The organism is Caballeronia sordidicola (assembly GCF_001544455.2).
Classification (GTDB): Bacteria; Pseudomonadota; Gammaproteobacteria; order Burkholderiales; family Burkholderiaceae; genus Caballeronia; species Caballeronia sordidicola.
Genome location: NZ_FCOC02000029.1, coordinates 21,787 through 41,159, shown reverse-complemented (window position 1 = coordinate 41,159; position 19,373 = coordinate 21,787). Strand labels below are relative to the sequence as shown.

Annotated in this window: 17 protein-coding genes; 8 read left to right on the top strand and 9 right to left on the bottom strand. The window is 60.2% G+C overall.

The window, feature by feature from the left end:
• Positions 1-130 precede the first annotated feature (130 nt).
• The gene (locus tag AWB64_RS28220; protein WP_060858713.1) at positions 131-1,054 is read right to left on the bottom strand and encodes a LysR family transcriptional regulator; all 924 of its coding nucleotides are present in this window, start codon (positions 1,052-1,054) and stop codon (positions 131-133) included.
• 154 nt (positions 1,055-1,208) lie between these two features.
• Between AWB64_RS28220 and AWB64_RS28215 the strand changes: the two genes are divergently transcribed.
• Genes AWB64_RS28215 through argE form a run of 5 tightly spaced genes read left to right on the top strand, consistent with a single transcriptional unit; the run spans position 1,209 to position 5,581 of the window.
• A complete protein-coding gene (locus AWB64_RS28215; protein WP_157766723.1) occupies positions 1,209-1,754 on the top strand; it encodes a flavin reductase family protein in 546 nt (181 codons plus the stop codon).
• Positions 1,755-1,798: 44 nt separating this feature from the next.
• Positions 1,799-3,283, top strand: a complete 1,485-nt coding sequence (locus tag AWB64_RS28210; RefSeq protein ID WP_060858711.1) for a 4-hydroxyphenylacetate 3-hydroxylase family protein — start codon at positions 1,799-1,801, stop codon at positions 3,281-3,283.
• A 7-nt stretch (positions 3,284-3,290) separates the two neighbouring features.
• Positions 3,291-3,704 carry a RidA family protein gene (locus tag AWB64_RS28205; protein WP_060858710.1) on the top strand — a complete coding sequence of 138 codons (414 nt, stop codon included), beginning with the start codon at positions 3,291-3,293 and terminating at the stop codon, positions 3,702-3,704.
• A gap of 11 nt (positions 3,705-3,715) precedes the next feature.
• Positions 3,716-4,387, top strand: a complete 672-nt coding sequence (locus tag AWB64_RS28200) for a DUF1028 domain-containing protein (RefSeq protein ID WP_060858709.1) — start codon at positions 3,716-3,718, stop codon at positions 4,385-4,387.
• A gap of 3 nt (positions 4,388-4,390) precedes the next feature.
• Entirely contained in the window at positions 4,391-5,581 is a 1,191-nt protein-coding gene (argE, locus tag AWB64_RS28195) for an acetylornithine deacetylase (RefSeq protein WP_060858708.1), read from the top strand.
• A gap of 27 nt (positions 5,582-5,608) precedes the next feature.
• On the opposite strand, the gene AWB64_RS28190 is transcribed toward argE, so the two are convergent.
• The 3 genes from AWB64_RS28190 to AWB64_RS28180 form a co-directional block, all read right to left on the bottom strand.
• Positions 5,609-5,806 carry a hypothetical protein gene (locus tag AWB64_RS28190; RefSeq protein ID WP_060858707.1) on the bottom strand — a complete coding sequence of 66 codons (198 nt, stop codon included), beginning with the start codon at positions 5,804-5,806 and terminating at the stop codon, positions 5,609-5,611.
• A gap of 336 nt (positions 5,807-6,142) precedes the next feature.
• Positions 6,143-6,355: a DUF2934 domain-containing protein gene (locus AWB64_RS28185; RefSeq protein ID WP_060858706.1), complete on the bottom strand. Its 213-nt coding sequence runs from the start codon at positions 6,353-6,355 to the stop codon at positions 6,143-6,145.
• A 180-nt stretch (positions 6,356-6,535) separates the two neighbouring features.
• Positions 6,536-7,618, bottom strand: a complete 1,083-nt coding sequence (locus tag AWB64_RS28180) for a tartrate dehydrogenase (RefSeq protein ID WP_060858705.1) — start codon at positions 7,616-7,618, stop codon at positions 6,536-6,538.
• 166 nt (positions 7,619-7,784) lie between these two features.
• On the opposite strand from AWB64_RS28180, the gene AWB64_RS28175 reads away from it, so the two are divergent.
• Positions 7,785-8,702: a LysR substrate-binding domain-containing protein gene (locus AWB64_RS28175; protein WP_060858704.1), complete on the top strand. Its 918-nt coding sequence runs from the start codon at positions 7,785-7,787 to the stop codon at positions 8,700-8,702.
• Positions 8,703-8,723: 21 nt separating this feature from the next.
• Here AWB64_RS28175 and AWB64_RS28170 read toward each other — a convergent pair whose 3' ends face one another.
• Positions 8,724-9,221, bottom strand: coding sequence for an Lrp/AsnC family transcriptional regulator (locus AWB64_RS28170; RefSeq protein WP_060858703.1), 498 nt, complete (start codon positions 9,219-9,221; stop codon positions 8,724-8,726).
• 62 nt (positions 9,222-9,283) lie between these two features.
• A complete protein-coding gene (locus AWB64_RS28165) occupies positions 9,284-10,678 on the bottom strand; it encodes an aspartate aminotransferase family protein (protein WP_060858702.1) in 1,395 nt (464 codons plus the stop codon).
• A gap of 237 nt (positions 10,679-10,915) precedes the next feature.
• On the opposite strand from AWB64_RS28165, the gene AWB64_RS28160 reads away from it, so the two are divergent.
• Positions 10,916-11,818: an aspartyl/asparaginyl beta-hydroxylase domain-containing protein gene (locus AWB64_RS28160; RefSeq protein ID WP_060858701.1), complete on the top strand. Its 903-nt coding sequence runs from the start codon at positions 10,916-10,918 to the stop codon at positions 11,816-11,818.
• Positions 11,819-11,830: 12 nt separating this feature from the next.
• Here AWB64_RS28160 and AWB64_RS28155 read toward each other — a convergent pair whose 3' ends face one another.
• The 3 genes from AWB64_RS28155 to AWB64_RS28145 all read right to left on the bottom strand — a co-directional run bounded on the left by AWB64_RS28155 (position 11,831) and on the right by AWB64_RS28145 (position 17,424).
• Positions 11,831-14,962, bottom strand: coding sequence for a bifunctional diguanylate cyclase/phosphodiesterase (locus tag AWB64_RS28155; protein ID WP_060858700.1), 3,132 nt, complete (start codon positions 14,960-14,962; stop codon positions 11,831-11,833).
• A complete protein-coding gene (locus AWB64_RS28150) occupies positions 14,959-15,765 on the bottom strand; it encodes a substrate-binding periplasmic protein (RefSeq protein WP_060858699.1) in 807 nt (268 codons plus the stop codon). The genes AWB64_RS28155 and AWB64_RS28150 overlap by 4 nt, the downstream gene beginning before the upstream one ends.
• Before the next feature lie 357 nt (positions 15,766-16,122).
• The gene (locus AWB64_RS28145; protein ID WP_060858735.1) at positions 16,123-17,424 is read right to left on the bottom strand and encodes a UDP-N-acetylglucosamine 1-carboxyvinyltransferase; all 1,302 of its coding nucleotides are present in this window, start codon (positions 17,422-17,424) and stop codon (positions 16,123-16,125) included.
• 249 nt (positions 17,425-17,673) lie between these two features.
• Between AWB64_RS28145 and AWB64_RS28140 the strand changes: the two genes are divergently transcribed.
• Positions 17,674-19,356 carry a VRR-NUC domain-containing protein gene (locus AWB64_RS28140; protein ID WP_060858698.1) on the top strand — a complete coding sequence of 561 codons (1,683 nt, stop codon included), beginning with the start codon at positions 17,674-17,676 and terminating at the stop codon, positions 19,354-19,356.
• Positions 19,357-19,373: the final 17 nt, after the last annotated feature.

Here is a 19,373-nt window from a genome sequence, read left to right as displayed (position 1 = left end):
GATGCTACAGCCGGCGCAAAGTCCGCCAGGCTGCTCGCTGCATGGACATCAATCTATCAAGTCAAATTACCAGCCAAAATATTGTTTTCGCATGTAGAACCAAGTTTTTTCCTATCCAGGAATGGTTGCCTCAGCGCGGCCGTTCGCGCTTGATTTCCTCTTCACAGAACGCGGCGAAGCGCTGAACGACTTGCCGGGACTTCATGCTGCGGGATTGCGCAATCCCGAGCGTGGTCGCATTGACTTCGTCCCTGAACTGCTTGATCACGAAATCCTCGCCGTCCACCGTGCGGCTCGATTTCAGCGGAAAATTAAGGATGCTGTAGCCCAGGCCATTGGCGACCATTCCTCGCACCACTTCCGGCTGCGATGACCGGAATGCCGCAATCGGACGGCCGCCAACCGCATCGAAAAGACCGGCGAAATACTCGCGGCTATGGGGAAGATCGAGCATTACATAAGGTTCGTCGCGCAGGTCGGCGAGCGCCACCGTGCGCTGCCGCGCGAGCCTGTGGTTCTTCGGCAGGATCACATAAGGCGGCAGGGACAGCAGCGGCGTGAATGCTATTTCGTCGGTCAGGTCAAGGTTATAGGTCAGCGCGATATCGAGCGATCCATCGTGCAGGCCTCGCAGCAAATCGTCCTGATGCGCTTCCAGCGTGCGGAATGCAATGCCCGCATGACTCGCTATGAACCGGCTCATCATGGCGGGCATGAGCGGCGGCGCAAGCGAAACCAGACAGCCGAGCGTGATCGCGCCGGACATGCCGCCGTCCATTTCCTTCGCCGCGCTCTGGAGGTCTTCCGCGTTCTTCAACAGGTCGCGTGCGCGGCCGAGCATCTCGCGCCCGGCTTGCGTCAGGGATAAGCCGCTTGCGTGATGCCGGATGAAAAGCTGAACGCCGAACGACACTTCGAGGTCCGCGAGCGCCGTGGAAATCGATGGCTGCGAGATATGCAGCAACTTCGCCGCAGCCGTAAACGACAACACCTCCGCCGTCACCACGAAATACCTCAACTGCCTTAGCGAATAGCGTAATTGCGCAGGTTCCATGGGCCGCCCCGATCTTGTATCGAGCCTATTGTGCGTGGACATAAATAAGCTTGCATAGCCAAAACCAATGATTTGCATTTTTGAAATATGTTTTTCGGATGCGCAGCCTGAGCGTAGATTTTGCGAAAGATCAGTGCAAACGCGAGGGGGCGGTATGCAAACAGAGCAACGAGACAATGCCTTGATGGAAGCAGCGCACGAGTTGGATCACGATTTGCGCGCCGCATTTCTCGATTCGATGGCGTCCAATTCCACGTCGGTTCATGTAGTTACAACGGGCGCTGGCAACGAACGTTTCGGGGTGACTGTCAGCGCCTGCAGTTCGGTTTGCGCGGATCCACCCACGTTGCTGGTGTGCATCAATACACGCAGCCCCGCCAACGCTGCGATCGCGGCGAACGGCGTGTTCGCGGTCAACCTGCTCAACGTGGCGCAGCGCGGCATTGCCGATACTTTCGCTGGACGCTCGGCCACTGCCAGACCTTTCGACTTTTCATGCTGCACGGTGACGGCCGGAATGCTGGACGTGCCGCTTATCGATGGCGCGGTTGCGGCAATCGAATGCAGGCTTGTCGCGCGGCAGACCATTGGCACGCACACGGTGTTTTTTGGCGAAGTCGCCGCCATCAAGCGCGCGGCCGCGGCACATATGCCTTTGCTTTACTGCAAGCGCGACTATGGCCAGTTCCTGGCTTTCTAGGCGAGTTTGAAACACGCTATTTCCCAACGGATCGAGGCACAGCAATGATCAGAACAGGCGAGCAATATCGCGACTCCATTCGCGACGGACGACAGGTCTGGATCAATGGCGAACGCGTGAAAGACGTGACCACGCATCCCATGTTCAAACCGATCGTGGATATCCGCGCGCGCATTTATGACATGGCGCATGAGAAGGCGACGCAGGACGTGATGAGCTATGTCGATGAAAAGACAGGCGAGCGCAACGCGGTCGGCCTGAAGCTGCCCTATACGCAGCAGGACTGGCACGACAAGCGCCTCGCCGTCGATACGGTGCTCGACGACATCGGCGGAATCGCAACCCGTGTTGGCGATGAAACCATCGGCGAGATGTGGTCGCTGTACGACGGCAAGGATGTGCTCAACGAAGTCGATCCGCGTTTTGCCGAGAACATTGAACGGCACATCCATCGCGCGCTGCATGAAGATCCGTTCCATGTCTCGGCCAATACCGATCCGAAGGGGGACCGCTCAAAGCCGCCTCAGGAGCAGGATCCCGACATGCTGCTGCATGTGGTGAAAGAGACTGATGCGGGCATTGTGGTTCGGGGTGCGAAGTATGAAACGGCTGCGGCGTATGCGAACCAGGCGTTCGTGAAGCCGACCATCGCGAACTGGGGTGACGCAAAACTTTCCGACTATGCGGTGGGGTTTGTCGTCAACATGTCGGCGCCGGGACTCAAGTTTATTTGTCGTACAGGCTTTGCGGGCCGCGCGAATGCGGAGGATTATCCGCTGTCGAATCGTTGTGATGAAGTCGACACACTGCTGATTTTCGACAACGTACTGATCCCCTGGGAAGACGTGCTGTTTTATCAGCACACGAAAGCGGCCACGTTTATCCGCTCCACGTTGCATCGGTATAGCGCGTTCGCGTTTGTCCAGCGCAACCTGCGGCTCGCGGACCTGATGATCGGCGCGGCGTTGTTCAACGCGCGGCAAACCGGACTCGAAAAACAGCAGGCGGTGCAGGAAAAGCTGTCGACGCTCGCCGTGTATCGCGAGACCATCAATGCACATCTGACGGCGTCGATTGCATGCGGCGAACGCAGTCCCGCAGGCCTGATGATGCCCAATCAATCGCTGCTATATACGGGCCGCGTGCAAGCCTGTTCGCATCTTCACGAGATGATGCATCTTGCACGCGAACTCTGCGGCGGCCAGATTTGCGTGACGCCGGATTCGGCGTCGTTCGCGAACCCGGAGATCAGCGGCTGGCTCGACAAGTTCTACACAGTCAACGACAACTGGGTCTCCGACGATCGCCGGAAGCTGCTTGCCTTCGCGCGTGACCTGCTGAATTCGGACTACGCCGGGCACCGGCTCACGTTCCAGCTGTTTGCGCAGTCGCCGCCGTTCGCGCACCTCGGCGCGGTGTTCCGCAACTTCGACTTCGACAGCACGCTCGGCTACGTGAAGAAAGCCGCAAACCTGTCGGACCGTGTCGATCAATCCAGCGCGGAGCCGCGGCTCAAGCGCGTTGTGTGAGGTGTCCATGAGCCATACCCGTATCCGCAAGTTCAACACGCGTGAAACCTATCCCGAGCAGAAGCTCGATAACGACTTGTGTCAGGCGGTGGTCGCCAACGGCACGGTTTATCTGCGCGGCCAGATCGGCCAGGATCTGGAGACGCGCGAATCGGTGGGCGTTGGCGACGTCGGCGCGCAAGCCGAAAAAGCGATGGCCAATATCGCGATGCTGCTTGGCGAGGCTGGAAGCAAGCTGGAAGATATCTGCAAGATCACCATCTATCTCGTCGATGTGCGGTATCGGGAGGCGGTGTACACGGTGGTCGGAGAATGGTTGAAAGGCGTGTATCCGGTATCGACGGGTATTGTGGTTTCAGCGCTCGCGCGGCCCGAGTGGCTTGTCGAGATCGACGTGATCGCCGTCATTCCAAATAGCTAGAGGAGATACGCATGACCTTTTCACTGGCGGGCCGATGCGAGCGTACAGGCATGGTCGGCGGCATTGTATGCAGTTCGAGCATCGCGGTGCCCAGCCGTTGTTTATGGGCGAGTCCGCATGGTGTCGTGCTCAGTCAGAACGTGACCGACCCGCGTCTTGGCGTGCTGGGTTTGCAGTTGCTCGCACAAGGCTTTGGCGCGCAAAGCACCTTGCAGCAGTTGCGGCATGGCCGGCCTTATGCGGAGTGGCGCCAGCTTGCGGTACTCGATGCGGACGGCTCGTGCGGCGCCGCGACGGGCGAAAAAGGGCTGGGTATAATCGCGACGAAACCGGGGCGCGACTGCGTTGCGGCGGGCAACCTGTTGGCGCATGACGGCATACCGGCCGCCATGGTCGAAGCTTTCGAAGCGTCGCATGCGAGCACGCTGGCCGAGCGTCTGCTCGTCGCGCTCGAAGCGGGCGCGGCGGCGGGCGGTGAAGCGGGGCCCGTGCATTCAGCAGGATTTTGCGTGTATGGAAGAGAAGTCTGGCCGCTCGCCGAGTTGCGCGTGGACTGGTCCGATCAACCCATCGTGGACTTGCGTGCGCTCTGGCAGCGCTACGAACCGCAGATGAACGACTACGCAATCCGCGCGAAACGCCCCGAGCAGGCACCCTCGTATGGAGTACCCGGAGATCTCTAGTCAATGACGCACGCTTTGCTCGACAGCACGCTCGATCTGCTGAACAACCTGATCGCCTTCGATACCCGCAGTTCGGAATCGAATCTCGAACTGATCGAATATATCCAGCAGTATCTCAAGCAGCACGGCGTGGAATCGTCCCTCGTATTCGATGAAACCGGCCGCAAGGCGAATCTCTATGCGACCATCGGCCCGAAGGACAGGGCAGGTTTGTGTTTGTCGGGCCACACCGATGTCGTGCCTGCCGCCGGTCAGCCCTGGACCGTGCCGCCGTTCGAAATGACACGCGGCGGCGACCGCGTGTTCGGGCGTGGCACGGCGGATATGAAGGGGTTCATTGCGGCGGTGCTCGCGAGCGTGCCGCACTTCGTTGCGACTTGCAAGCAAGTGCCCATTCATCTCGCGTTCAGCTACGACGAGGAAGTCGGCTGCCGTGGCGTACGTGGCTTGTTGCGCGAACTGGCGGCAGCGCCGGTGAAGCCGCTTGCGTGCATTATCGGCGAGCCGACCAGCATGCAGGTCGCGGTGGCGCACAAGGGCAAGAAGGCCTACCGATGCTGTGTGAAAGGTCTTGCCGGACATTCGGCGCTGACGCATCTCGGTGTGAATGCGGTGGATTTCGCGGCGGAACTCGTCACGTTCCTGCGTCGTACGCAGCGGGGCCTGATGCAGCAAACAACGCTCGACCACGACTTCGATCCGCCGTACACGACCATTCATACGGGACGCCTGAATGGAGGCATCGCGTTGAATGTGATCCCCGATCATGCGCAAGTGGAATTCGAAATCCGCAATCTGCCCGCCGATAATGCAGATGCCATTGTGAACGCCATCGCGCAGTATGCCGATACCGAACTGGTCGGAACCATGCGCGAAACGTTCGAGCAAAGTGGTATCGATTGGGAACAACTGGTGGATTATCCGGCGCTGTCGGATCAGGCCGCGGCTAGCTGGCTGCGCGACCTGGCGTGCGCGGCGGCCGAACGCGAGGACGTTCGCACGCTCGCGTTCGGCACCGAGGGCGGCCTGTTTCAGTCGATAGGCATTCCAACGGTCGTATGCGGACCGGGTTCCATCGAGCAGGGACACAAGGCCGATGAATACGTCGAACTTGAACAGTTGTCCCGGTGCCTGAGTTTTCTCGGCAAACTCTCGACGAGTTTGCCGGAGACGATTACAGCGAATGACGCCTGAGCGCAATTCACACGCGGCCTGGCGGTGTCAGTTATATCCGAGAATGGCCACGGCCGTGACGTCGGCGCGGTCCGATACGTTGCAGGCAAGAACGGTCATGGGCGCCTGAAGCATCGACACATACGAGGATTGCTGCTTTTCTACCTTGGCTCCTGCTTTGGATACCTTGCTACGGCTGCCGGCGAACGTCGAAGACTTGGCGTTGAGATGATTAAACGTGTTCATGTTGGACACCACTTCAGTTGTTATGGCGAAAACAATTGCTTGTTCACTCACTAATCCCGCTGAATCATGATCTGGCGGGTGTGCTTTCAGTAAGCGCCAACCGAAGGCTTCCTGACATAGGTACTGTTACCAATACGTCTGCACCGCAGCCTTCTGGCTGGGGCTTTGCGGTAAGAGCGTATGTTTGTGGCAACACTATTTGCGTGTTTTATTGAATGCGGCTGCCGTGCATTCATGAGCTGAAGTCTTGAATTGATCGACCACGTGAAAAGCGATGCGGCGGTGCGCGCGATGCAAAACGTGGTTCATGACCGAAATCCGCTACGACCGTTGAACCTATTCCGCTAGCGGGCGATCGGACGTTGTGTCCGGCTCTTCGCCAAAACCTGTTTCCTTGTCGTCAGCGGCGTTCTCGGAAAGACTTCCCGATGACAATTGCTGGCGCGCTTTTTCCCAATACTCGTCGGCCCGTCCTTCCGGGCTGCCGTCCTGTTCCCAAAGATGGAACGCAAGCGTGCGAATCTGCTCTTCTGACAATTGGACATCCATGATTTGCCCCGTCGAGGTTGAACACTGATCGCAAGGCGCGATCGTTTCGGGCTCCTTTGAGCCTGCGTACGGGGCAGCAATTTCCGTGACACTGTCAGAATGTCTGGACGTTGACGGAAAAAAGGCGCGCGTTGTACCGCGCGCCTTAAGGTCAGTCAACGTGCCTCGGCGCCTCGATACTCAAGCCAGCCGCGCCGCGATCGCCTCGCCGACTTCCGTTGTGCTTGCCTTGCCGCCAAGGTCGCCGGTGCGCGGACCTTCCCTGAGCGTTGCTTCAATCGCCGCAAGAATCGCGTCGTGCGCATCGCGTTCCGGGCCTTTGGCGTCGCCGAGGAATTCGAGCATCATTGCAGCGGACCAGATCATGGCGACTGGATTGGCGATATTCTTGCCCGAGATATCCGGCGCCGAACCGTGCACCGGCTCGAACAGCGACGGAAACTTGCGATCCGGATTCAGGTTGCCCGAGGGCGCGAGGCCGATCGTGCCCGTGCAGGCCGGGCCGAGGTCGGAAAGAATATCGCCGAAAAGATTGGTCGCCACGACCACGTCGAAGCGATCCGGATTCAGGACGAAACGCGCACACAGGATGTCGATGTGCTGCTTGTCCCACTTCACCTCGGGATAAAGCGCGGCCACTTCGGCGGCGCGGTTATCCCACCACGGCATGCTGATCGCAATGCCGTTGCTCTTGGTGGCGACCGTGATCTTTTTCTTCTCGCGGCGCTGCGCGAGATCGAACGCGAACTTCAATACCCGTTCGCTGCCATGACGCGTAAAGACGGACTCCTGCAGTACGAATTCGCGATCCGTGCCTTCGAACATCACGCCGCCAACCGAGGAATATTCGCCCTCGGTGTTTTCACGGACGATCCAGAAATCGATGTCGCCAGCCTTGCGGTTCGCGAGCGGCGAAGGCACGCCTTCGAACAGGCGCGCCGGGCGCAGATTGATGTATTGATCGAATTCGCGCCGGAATTTCAGCAGCGAACCCCATAGCGAGATGTGGTCGGGCACGGTGTCGGGCCAGCCGACAGCGCCAAAAAGAATAGCGTCGGCGTCCTGCAGTTGAGCCTTCCAGTCGTCCGGCATCATCTGGCCGTGCTGCTGATAATAGGCGCAGCTTGCCCATTCAATATGCTTGTATTCGATTGCAATGCCGAAGCGTTTGGTGGCGGCGTCGAGTACACGCAAGGCTTCGGGCATGACTTCCGTGCCGATACCGTCGCCGGGTATGACTGCGATCTTGTAGGTTTTGGTCATGAGGGAATGTCTCCGGGTTTGAGGTGGACCAGTTGAGGGTAGCGTTCGCTTTGGGATTTTGCGGCCGGAAGCGAATTCCGTGCGATTGACATGCAACTATTCTATTGCGCCGTGTACGGCTTAGAATCGGCTTTTCAGTTAAGCCACTCTGCACGAAGCGTGAATAATGAAAACACCGCTTTCCCCGAATCTCGACGACCTGCGCGTGTTTTGCATGGTCGCCCGCAAGTCCAGCTTCAGCGCGGCGGCAGAGGCGCTGTCGGTATCGGCGGCTTATGTGAGCAAAAGAGTCGGCGTGCTGGAAAGCGATCTGGGTACGCGCTTGCTGCATCGATCCACGCGCCGGGTGGCGATCACTGAGGCCGGGGAACGCGTCTATGCATGGGCCGAAAAGATCCTTGATGACGTCGATCAGCTTGTCGAGGACGTGTCCACTACGCGGCGCATTCCACGCGGGACACTGCGCATATCGAGCAGTTTTGGCTTTGGCCGGCATATCGTGGCGCCGGCGCTCGCGCGTCTTTCCGACCACCATCCGCAGCTCAGCGTAAGGCTCGACTTGTTCGACCGGCTCGTCGATGTCGCGGGCGAAGGCTTCGACCTGGATATCCGTATTGGCGACGAAATCGCCTCGCATCTCATCGCGAGGCGGCTGGCATCGAACCATCGCGTGTTATGTGCGTCGCCCGAGTATCTCGAGCGCCACGGCGCGCCGAAACAGCTCGCCGACCTGACTAGCCATGCGTGCCTCGCGATCAAGGAGCGGGATCATCCGTTTGGTTTATGGCGTCTGCATGTTCGCGGCGAAGCCGTGTCGATCAAGGTGACGGGGCCGCTTTCGACCAATCACGGCGAGGTGGCCGTGCAATGGGCGCTGGCCGGCCGAGGAATCGTGCTGCGTTCGTTATGGGACGTCCAGCCGTTGCTGGAAGGAGGGCAACTCGTGCAGATCCTCCCCGACGTTACGCAGCCCGCCAATGTCTGGGCGGTGTATCCGGCGCGGCTGGCGGCATCGGCGAAGGTGAGGGTGTGCGTGGACTTTCTTGCCGAGGAATTCGCCCAATGGAGCGCTCCACCGCGCTGAGAGAATAGCGTCAGGCCAGCTTCAACCCTGACCGGGAGAAAACAGGCTTTCCAGCGGGTAATGGCGCTTCATGACCGGCGATTTGATGATGACAAAACTGAAGTATTTCTCAATGCCGATATTGCGTTCGAGCAAGCCTTCGATAATGCCCTGATAGTGGCTCACGCTGCGCGTCACGAACTTGAGCAGGTAGTCGTAACCGCCGCTCGCCAGGTGGCATTCCACGATCTCGTCCACGTCCTTGATCGCGGCGACGAACTTGATGAAATCCTCCCGCCGATGATCCGAGAGCGTGACTTCCGTGAACACGATCTGCACGTCGCCCAGTTTTTCAAGCTCGATGTGCGCGCCATACCCGACTATATAGCCCGCTTTTTCAAGCCGTTTCACGCGAATCAGGCACGGGCTCGGTGAGAGCCCGACCGTGTCGGCAAGCTCGACATTGGTGATGCGGCCTTTCTTTTGCAACTGCGAAAGAATGCGCAGGTCTATGCGGTCGAGCTTGCCGTCGCTGCTCATTGTCGGGGCGTGTTCCGGTGACTGGGGTCGTTGGGACATGTGGAATGTGCCCAAGGATCTTATCACGCGGCCACGCCGCCTTTTACCCGCAGCGCCGCGCGGACTTGGGGTTCGGCGAGCACGTCGTCGAGTGTTTTTGCGAGGCGCTCGAACAGCAGGTCGAACTCCGCCGCCGTGTAGCTCAAGGCCGGCGCAAAGCCCAGGATGTTGTCGCCGAACGCACGGAACACAAGGCGGTTCTTGTACGCGGCCGCCGCGATCCGGTCCGGCAGTTTCAGCGATGCATCGAAGCCCCGCTTGCTGTCTTTATCGGCGACGAGTTCGAGCGCGCCCAGCAAACCGCGATGGCGCGAATCGCCAACGAGCGGATGCGCGAGCAATGCGTCGAGGCCGCGCGCAAAACGCGGCGCGTGCGCCACGCCGTTCGCAAGCAGGCCGCCTTCGTGATACAGCCGCATGACTTCCAGGCCGATCGCCGCGCTGACCGGATGCGCCGAATACGTGTGGCCGTGACCCACGCTCGCGACCGGATCACCGTCGGCTATGCCTTGATAGACGGCGTCGGACATGAGGACCGCGCCCATCGGCGCATAACCCGCCGTCAGACCCTTGGCGACCGTCATCAGGTCCGGTTGGACGTCTTCGCCCTCGCAGGCGAACAGCGGGCCTGTGCGCCCGAACCCCGTGATGACTTCGTCGGCAACGAACAGGATGTCCAGCTTGCGGCAGGCTTCGCGCATTGCCTTGAGCCAGCCGGGTGGCGGCACGATCACGCCGCCCGATCCCTGCACCGGTTCGCAGAAAAATGCGGCGACGTTTTCAGCGCCCAGCGCCGCGACTTTCGCTTCGAGCGCGCTGACCGAGACGGCGATCAGCGCGGCGTCGTCGGCAAACGTGTTGCGGTATGCGTAGGGCGAGGGCACATGATGCTGATTGGGCAACGGCACGTCGAAGTTGCGATGGAACACCGGCAGTGCGGTCAGTCCCGATCCCACCGCCGACGACCCGTGGTAGCCGCGTTCAAGCGCAATGATGTGCTTCTTCGCCGGTCTGCCCGTGGCGTTGAAGTAATGCGTGATGAAGCGTAGCGCCGAGTCGACCGCGTCAGAGCCGCCGAGCGTGAAATACACATGCTGCAGCGAAGCGGGAGACCGGGCCACGAGCTGCTCGGCAAGTTCGATAGCAGGCGCGTTGCCGAAGTGAAAGTAGCTGGTTGCGTAGGGCAGGCGCGCCATTTGTTCGGCGGCGGCCTTCACGATGCTGGCCTGTCCGTACCCGACGTTCACACACCAGAGGCCGGAAAAGGCGTCGAGCAATTCGTTGCCGCTGGCGTCGCGCAGAAAGGCGCCGGTCGCCGATTCGAGCACGGTGACGCCACGCGCTTCATGCGCGCGGTAGTTGATGACCGGGTGAATCAGATGCTTGCGGTCGGCTTCAATGAGCGATTGGATCGACATGAAATTCTCTCGGCGGTTCGTGGGTGATCGATCTCTCAATGGTATTGAAGGCGCCATTTTTTCCGATGCGTTAATTCATGCCTGAACCGCGCAAGCACCTCGTTTTGCAGGGCGTGCGCAGCATTTTGTGCTGCCGGCGTTATTGCATTCAGCGAAATCAGGATTTACATTTGCATCACCGATCGAATCTTACAAATCCGCTTAAGTCTGGCTTTTTCGACAGGCAAGGGGGTAAAAATGCGCTGGTTCGTCCTGCTATGGTTTGTTGGCAGCGCTGCGTATGTGTTCAGGCGCGGCGACGTGCGGTTCGGCTTCTGGCGGCAATTATCGGATCATTCGACCTTCATGGCGCCCGTCAATTGCCTGTGTTATCTGTTCTCGCCGTTGAAATCCGCGCCTTATATAGAGAGCGGCACGTTCTCCGAACTCGAGCCCTTGCGGGCCAACTGGACTCGGATTCGCGATGAAGCACTGGCCGTCGATGCAGCCGAGAAGATCGCCGCGGCAAACGGCTTCAACGACATCGGCTTCAACTCGTTCTTCAAGACAGGCTGGCGGCGTTTTTATCTGAAATGGTACGACGCACCGCATCCGTCGGCCGCTGCGCTCTGTCCGTTTACCACGGGATTGCTACAGCAGATTCCCACCGTGAAGGCGGCCATGTTCGCGCAGCTTCCGCCGGGTGCGAGCCTGGTCCGGCATCGTGATCCATACGCCGGATCGGTCCGCTATCACCTGGGACTGGTGACGCCGAATGATCCGGGCTGTTATATCGATGTCGACGGACGCAAGTATTACTGGCGCGACGGCGAAGCGGTTCTTTTCGACGAGACCTATATTCACTACGCCAAGAACGAAACAGACGTCTCGCGGATCGTACTGTTCTGCGACATAGAACGGCCGATGCGCTTCGCCTGGGCCGCCGCGCTCAATCGCACTTTCGCAAAAATCTTGCTGCGTGCGGCGACCTCGCCGAACGACGAAGGCGACCGGACGGGCGCATTGAATCGCGGATTCAAATACATCTATGCCGTGCGGCGCGTGGGAAAGCGTCTAAAGGCATGGCACAGGCCCACCTATTACGTGGCCAAGTGGGTGCTGTTCGGCTCGGTTGCGTTCATTGTGTTCTACGCGCTGTAGCCAGGAGGCGCGTCAGGCCGGCACCGCGTCGTCCTTGCGCACGAACGCTTCGAAGCCTTCAACGCTCATGGGCCGCGAGAAATAAAAGCCCTGGTACGCATGGCATCCGACGCTTGCCAGGAAATCGCGTTGCGCCGCAGTTTCCACGCCTTCCGCAATCACGCCAAGTCCGAGACTCTGCGCAAGCGCCACAATGGTCCGTGCAATGGCGGCATCGTTTGGATCGACAAGCACGTCGCGCACGAACGATTCATCTATCTTCAATTGATCCAGCGGCAGGCGCTTCAGGTAAGACAGCGAAGAATAGCCAACGCCGAAGTCGTCGAGCGAGAACACCACGCCTTTCGCCTTGAGCGTCCACATCTTCTGGACGATGTCCTGCATGTTGTCCACCAGGAGGCTTTCGGTGAGTTCCAGCTTCAACCGGGCAGGATTCGCGCCCGTCTTGCGGATGACCGCCAGCACGCGGTCCACGAAGTCCGGCTGGCGGAACTGCTGCGCGCTGACATTGACGGCCATGCTCAGGTGCGCCATTTCAGGCTGTTCCATCCAGCGCGCCAATTGCGCGCAGGCGGTCTCCAGCACCCAGTTACCGAGCGCCAGAATCAGGCCGGTTTCCTCGGCGAGCGGAATGAAATCGGCCGGGGCCACAATGCCGCTCTCCGGATGCTGCCAGCGCACCAGCGCTTCCGCCCCGACCACGCGGTTGTCATCGAGCACCTGCGCCTGGTAGTGCAGCACGAACTGGTCGTCTTCAATCGCGCGGCGCAATCCTGCTTCCAGCGCCACGCGTTCCACCACGGCAGTCTGCATGGCGGGATCGAAGAAACACATTGCGTTGCGGCCGCGCTCCTTCGATTTGTACATGGCGAGGTCGGCCTGCTTCAGCAGTTCGTCGATGGCCGTCTGATGTCCCGTGAACACGGTCGCTCCAATGCTCGCCGTGCTGCGATATTCGACATCGTCGAGATGGTAAGGATTGCCAAGGACGGCGAGAATCCGCTCGCCCACGATCTCGGTCTGGTTCGCTGCCTCCTGCGGGTTTTCGTGCAGGCTTCCAAGCACCACGACGAATTCGTCGCCGCCCACGCGCGCAACCGTATCGCTTTCGCCCACGCTCGCGGCGAGCCGTCCTGCCGCCTGTTGCAGCAGCACGTCGCCCTTGTCGTGGCCAAGGGTGTCGTTGAGTGTCTTGAAGTGATCGAGGTCGATGAAAAGCAGCGCACCGCAGGTCTTTTTCTGCGCACTGAGCGCAATGGCCTGTGTCAGGCGGTCGATCAGCAGCGTGCGGTTGGGAAGGCGGGTGAGGGCGTCGAAGAAAGCGAGTTCGCGAATGCGTTCCTCCGCGATCTTGCTCTCGGTAATGTCGTGATGCGCGCCCACATAGTGGCTGACCACGCCGTCGGCGCCCGTCACGGCCGAGATGCTGAGCCACTTCGGATACACCTCGCCATTCTTGCGGCGATCCCATATCTCGCCTTGCCAGCCGCCCTCGCGGTTGATCGAATCCCACATCTGGCGGAAGAAGGCGGCGTCGTGGCGGCCGGACTGAAGCATGCGGGGCGTGTTGCCGACGAGTTCCTCGGCGCTATACCCGGTGCATTCTATAAACGCCGAGTTGACGCGCAGGATCCGCGTGTTGGCGTCGGTCACGATCATGCCTTCCAGCGAATCGAAGGCGACCGCGGCAATGCGCAGTTCCGACTCGGCCTGCTTGCGCTCGGTGATGTCGCGCCCGCTCGTGCGAAAACCCGCGAGAACGCCTTTGGCGTCGGTGATTGGCACCCACGACACCGATAGCCACACAATCGAGCCGTCCTTGCGCACGCAGCGGAATTCGAGGTCGTCTCCACGATATCCCTGCAGCCCTTTTTTGAACTCCGGCGCGACCCGCGGCATGTCTTCCGGATGAATCAGCGTGTCGGCGAAGTCGGGCATTGCCATGCATTCTTCAACGGTGTATCCGGTGTACTGCCTGACGGACGGATTGATCCAGCGCGGCTTGCCGTCCGGTCCCCACCAGACTTCCCAGTTGACCGTGCAATCGGCGATGGCGCGGAACTTCTCCTCGCTCTCGCGCAATTCGCGCGTCATGGTGGACGCGAGACGCATGGCGCGGCCGCGTCCTGTCACCAGCAGCCACGCGAGCAAGGCGAGCATCACGCTCAAGCCCGTGCCGGTGAGCGCGATGAGCCATTGCGCGTTGCGGCCGAAGCCGGCCTTGAAGCCGTCCAGCGTGGTGAGCGACAGCGTCCAGTCATGGCCCGCGACCACGAGATATTCGCTGGCGGAAAGCATTTCTCGCGGAGGCCTTTTACCGGCATTCGACGAACGATAAAGCAGGGCGGAGGCCGTGGGCTCGACGCCGTCATAGATGGCGAGCGACAGGCCGCGCGGCCGCTCGCCATAGAGACTTGCGATCACATCGTGCATGCGAAACGATGCATACACCCAGCCCGCGAGATGCGCGCGGCGCGCGGCAACATTGTCTTGCGGTTCGCCGCGGGTATAGACCGGTACGTACATGATGAAACCGGGTTGGGGATCGGGACCGTCGTCGACCGCGAGCCTGACCTTGCCCGATATCACCGCCATGCCCGAATCGCGCGCCTTTTCCATGGCCAGCCGGCGCGTGGGGTCGGTCCAGGCGTCGAAGCCGAGCGGCGCGCGGCGGTTGGCGCCAACGTTCGGTTCGCGCTGGATGATCGGCGCGTAGTCGTCGCGCATGCCCGGCGGCTGGATTGCATAGTGATTGAACCCTTGCGAGACCATGTTCGCGACATGCGCGTCCTTCTGCGCCGCCGATACCCATTTGACGAAGCCTATGGCCTGGATGCCGGAGAAGTTCGCATCGAGATTGAGCGCGGCGACGTAGTCGTGGATGTTGTCGCGGCCAACATTGTCGACCGCGGCGAACAGTCCCTGCACGCCGCGCAGCATCTGTTCGTAGGCGGCCATGCGCTGTTCGACACGGCTGACGGCGTCGCCGAGCGAGAAGTCGAACTGCGAGAGCAACTCACGCCGGGAAGCCTGGCGTTCATGATCCCACACCGCCCAGGTGACGCTCAGCGCCGCGCAGAGGATCAGCAACGGGATCATGAGCGGGATCAGGCCGACACGAGCCCAGCGGCGCGCCCAGTTCATTGCGGCGCCTTGAAATCGACCATCGCGTTGGCGAGGTCGGGCTTGAAGTACTTGAGAAAGATGCGCCGCACGGTGCCGTCCGCGCGCATCTGGTTCACGAGCGCGCGCCATTTCGCCTGCTCTTCGGGCGAGAGCGCTTTCTTCGACATGATCAGACCATGCGGCACGGCCGGATCATTGAATTCAATAACAGTCGTGACGTCGCGAATACGCTTTTCTTCGAGTGCCGGATAATCGAAGGGCTCCATGATCATGCCCTGGATGCGGCGGTTGATCAGCGCTTCGTACAACGGTTCCAGGCCCCCGGCCTGACTCACGCGATTTTCGGCGGCGAGTGTATCGACGAGTTTGTTCGCCGAATCGCTATAGCGAAAGCTGCGAATCACGCCCAGCTGAAACTGGTCGCTGCGTTCAAAATCCGCGAGCCTGTGCATGCCGGAATCTTTTCGCACCAGCAGATAATATTTATCGCTGAAATACCACGCAAACGATGCAAAGCGATCGCGCTCGGCATTGGCAATGCCCGACAAGCTGAAATCGAGCGCGCCGGATTCGATCAATTGCCAGATACGCGCGCGCGACATCAGGCTCACATTGACTTTACAACCGCTGCGGCGAATGAGTTCGTCGGCGAAATCCTTGTCGATACCCGTGTCGGTATCCGCGGAATAAAGCAGGCCGTGATCGTGCAAAGCGAGCGTAAATGGCCGTGAGCAGTCGGGACCGGCCGCCACCGCGCCGCTCATGGTCAAGATCAAGCAGCACAGCATAAGCAGCAAGCCGCCAAGACCATGTCTGATCACTGTGTCTCCATTCTGGCGAGTTGATTAAGAGCGCGGCGGCTCAATGAGGCTCACGCACATACGTCTTTGTTTAGCTGAATTTTTTAAGCGTTCGTTTAGTAGATTTGCCAATAGCATGCCATACAGGCAGCCGAGAGTTTATTCGCAAATCGATGGCACTAACGTCTGACGCCGCTCAGTTCGAGTAATTATTTAATTTGAGCAGGCTTGAATGAATGGATGTCTTTAATTGGAAGCACCTGATTTCAGGCGTGAAAAGACGATGATTAAGGGCATTGCCTTGAAGGAAAGCGTTTGCGCGCTTTGCAGCGCGTCAATGCACGGCGAATACCTCGTGCATTGACGCGCCGCTTCGCATTATTCGCTGCTGGTCCATTCCACGTTCGCCCCGACCGATCGCAGGTTCTCGACAAAGCGCGGATGCGCGCGCCGGATCGGCAGGGCGTTGATGATCTCCGAGCGCCCCTCGATGCTCGCGGCAACCATCAGCAACGCGATCGCGACGCGAATGATGTACGGGCTTTCGACCTTGGCCGGCGTGAGCGTGAGCCCTCCGAACGTGATCAGCCGATGTGGGTCCGACAGGAACACGTGCGCGCCGAACTTCGACAGTTCGCCCGACCAGCCCATGGCGCCGTCATACACCTTGTTCCAGAACATCGCGCTGCCCTCGGCCTTCACGCCAAGCGCGATGAAGATCGGCAGCAGGTCGACAGGAAGGTAGGGCCACGGCGCCGCCTCGACCTTGGTGAGGATGTTCTGCGTGAACGGCCGGCGCACGCGCAGCGGGCCGTTGCGAACGGTACGCGACCAGCCGCCGCTGTGCTCCACGTGCACGCCGAATTTTGCGAAGGTCCGGTCGATCAGCGGAAACTGTTCAGGCGCCGTATTTTTCACCGCGATGTCGCCGCCCGTGATTGCACCAAGCGCGAGGAACGTCGCGATCTCATGGAAATCCTCGCTGAAACGGAACTCGCCGCCGCCCAGCTTCTTGCCGCCTGTCACGGTGATGCGCGAGGTTCCGATACCCTCGATTGCCACGCCGAGCATCGCGAGAAAACGGCAGAACTCCTGCACGTGCGGTTCCGACGCCGCGTTGACCAGCGAGGACGTGCCGTTTGCCGACGCAGCGCAGAGCACGAAGTTCTCGGTGGTCGTCACCGACGCATAGTCGAACCAGTGATCGTTCGCGCTCATCTGCGTGTCGGCGCGCACGATCAACGAGTCGGACGTCCGCTCGATGCGCGCGCCGAAGCGCTCGAAGACCTCGACGTGCGGGTCGATCTCGCGCACGCCGAGCGTGCAGCCCTTGACGTCGTTTTCGAGGCGCGCCACGCCGAAGCGCGCAACGAGCGGCGGCACCAGCATGATGGAAGAACGCATCTCCTCGGGCAGCCGGTGTTCGGCCGGATCGAACCGCGTTGCATGATGATGCAACTGGAGAACACCGGTTGCAAAGTCCATTGACACGCTGCTGCCGAGCATGCGGAAAATATCGAGGATCTTCTTGACGTCGGTGATCTCGGGAACACCGACAAGCCGCAACGGCTGGTCCGTCAGAAGGGTGGCGCAAAGAATGGGCAGGACAGCGTTCTTGTTGGCGGACGGAGTGATTTCACCGCGTAGCGGGATGCCGCCGTGGACGATCAGGTTGGACATGTAGGGGTGCCGGGCATTGAAGAGCAAGGCGCATATGATGCCATTGCGTTGAACGTTTGCCTGCACCGCGCGGTCAATTTTTGATGTCGCTGTCTGCGCGGCACGACATTGGAGTGCACTTTTCAGAATGCGCACCCGGCCCCTATTTTTTCGCGTGCGGTTCGCGCTTTTACGTTCAACAAAGTACCGATACGTTTCAGCAAGACGCCTTCGGCGGTATCATGATGACTGTATATACATACAGTCATCATGAGCGACTCAACTTCGACGCCGCTGCCTGATTTTCAGCGGCATTTCTATTACCTAGTGAACTTCGAGCGCGCGCTTCAATGGCTCGCGGATCGCTACGACGACCTGTGGGTGCAAGACGAACGCGTTTTCCTGCGCGAATTTCCAGCGTTGCCGCTGGCATCGCGGGCGCTGCTCGTACGCATGCTGATGCGCGTGGGTCCGTACTTCCGCGCGAGTAGACTCGTCTACGACGAAATCGGATGTCCTTGCGAAGCACTCGCGCCGCTGAGTGCGCTTGGCTGGGCAGATCCAGATCCCGCAATCACGCTCGACGAAATCTTTTCCCTTCACACCAGGCCCGAACTGGCGAAGATTTTCCCGCCCGTCCGGGGCGCGGCCAGCACGCGAAAAGCCGAATTACAGGAATCGTTGCTGGCGGCGTATCCCGGGGCGCAAGTTTACAGGCAATGGCACCCGGGCTCGCACGACGTCGTGATCCGCCTGAACGTAAGCAGCTTGTGCGAGCGCTTGAGGCTCATGTTCTTCGGCAACTTGCGGCAAAGCTGGGCGGAGTTCGTGCTCGCGGACCTGGGGATCGTACGCTATGAGCGCGTCGTGCTCGAACGGTCGTCGCGCGCATTCCAGAGCCGTACGGATATCGATTCATTTCTGGCGGTGCGCGCATACCGCGACCTGCTCGACACCATCGATGATTTGCCATCCATCGAAGCCATGATTTCCAATATAGAAGCGTTGACGTGCGAGCGCGCGTGGCTCGAGCAACGCCGGCAGAAGCTGTTGTATCGCCTCGGGCAGCACTGCGAACGGCTTTGTTACTGGGAGGCGGCGCTGTCGGCGTATCGGACCTGCGCGTTTCCGGGCGCGCGGCATAGGCGCATGCGGGTAATGGAACGGGCCGGTCTTTATTCCGATGCATACTCCCTGGCGCGCGACGCATGCAATGACCCGGGGAGCGAAGAGGAGGCGCAACGGGCAGCACGCATGTTGCCAAGGCTTCGGCGCAAGCTCGGGCTTCCCACGGAGCCCGTAAGCAGGCCGCGCGCGGTCGAGCGTCTCGAGGTTGTCTTGCCCATGCCGGCCAAGGTTGCCCCGGTGGAAATGATCGTTCGCGACGCACTCAGCGAGCCGGGCGCAAGCGTGCATTACGTCGAGAACACGCTGATCAATTCGCTTTTCGGCTTGCTGTGCTGGGACGCGATCTTCACGCCGCTGGCGGGCGCGTTTTTTCATCCGTTTCAACGCGCTCCGGCAGATCTTCATTCACCTGGCTTTCATGCGGCGCGGCGCGATGAGTTCGAACGTTGCCTCGCGCTGCTCGATGACGGCCGGCATAAGCACGCAATCCGCTCGGCGTTCGTGGCGAAGGCTGGAGTGCAGTCGCCGTTCGTGCACTGGGCAGTGCTGAGCGGCGATCTGCTGGAACAGGCGCTTGCATGCCTGCCCGCCGCGCATATGAAGTTATGGTTTCGCCGCCTCTTGCAGGACATCGCCGCAAACCGCAGCGGTTTTCCGGACCTGATCCGCTTCTGGCCCGAGCACGGCCGATACGAAATGATCGAAGTCAAGGGCCCGGGCGACCGGCTGCAGGACAACCAGACGCGGTGGCTCGCCTATTGCGCCGCGCATGACATGCCGGTGCGTGTCGTCCATGTTCGATGGACGACAGCGGAATTCGGTTAAACGACGAATCGCATCAG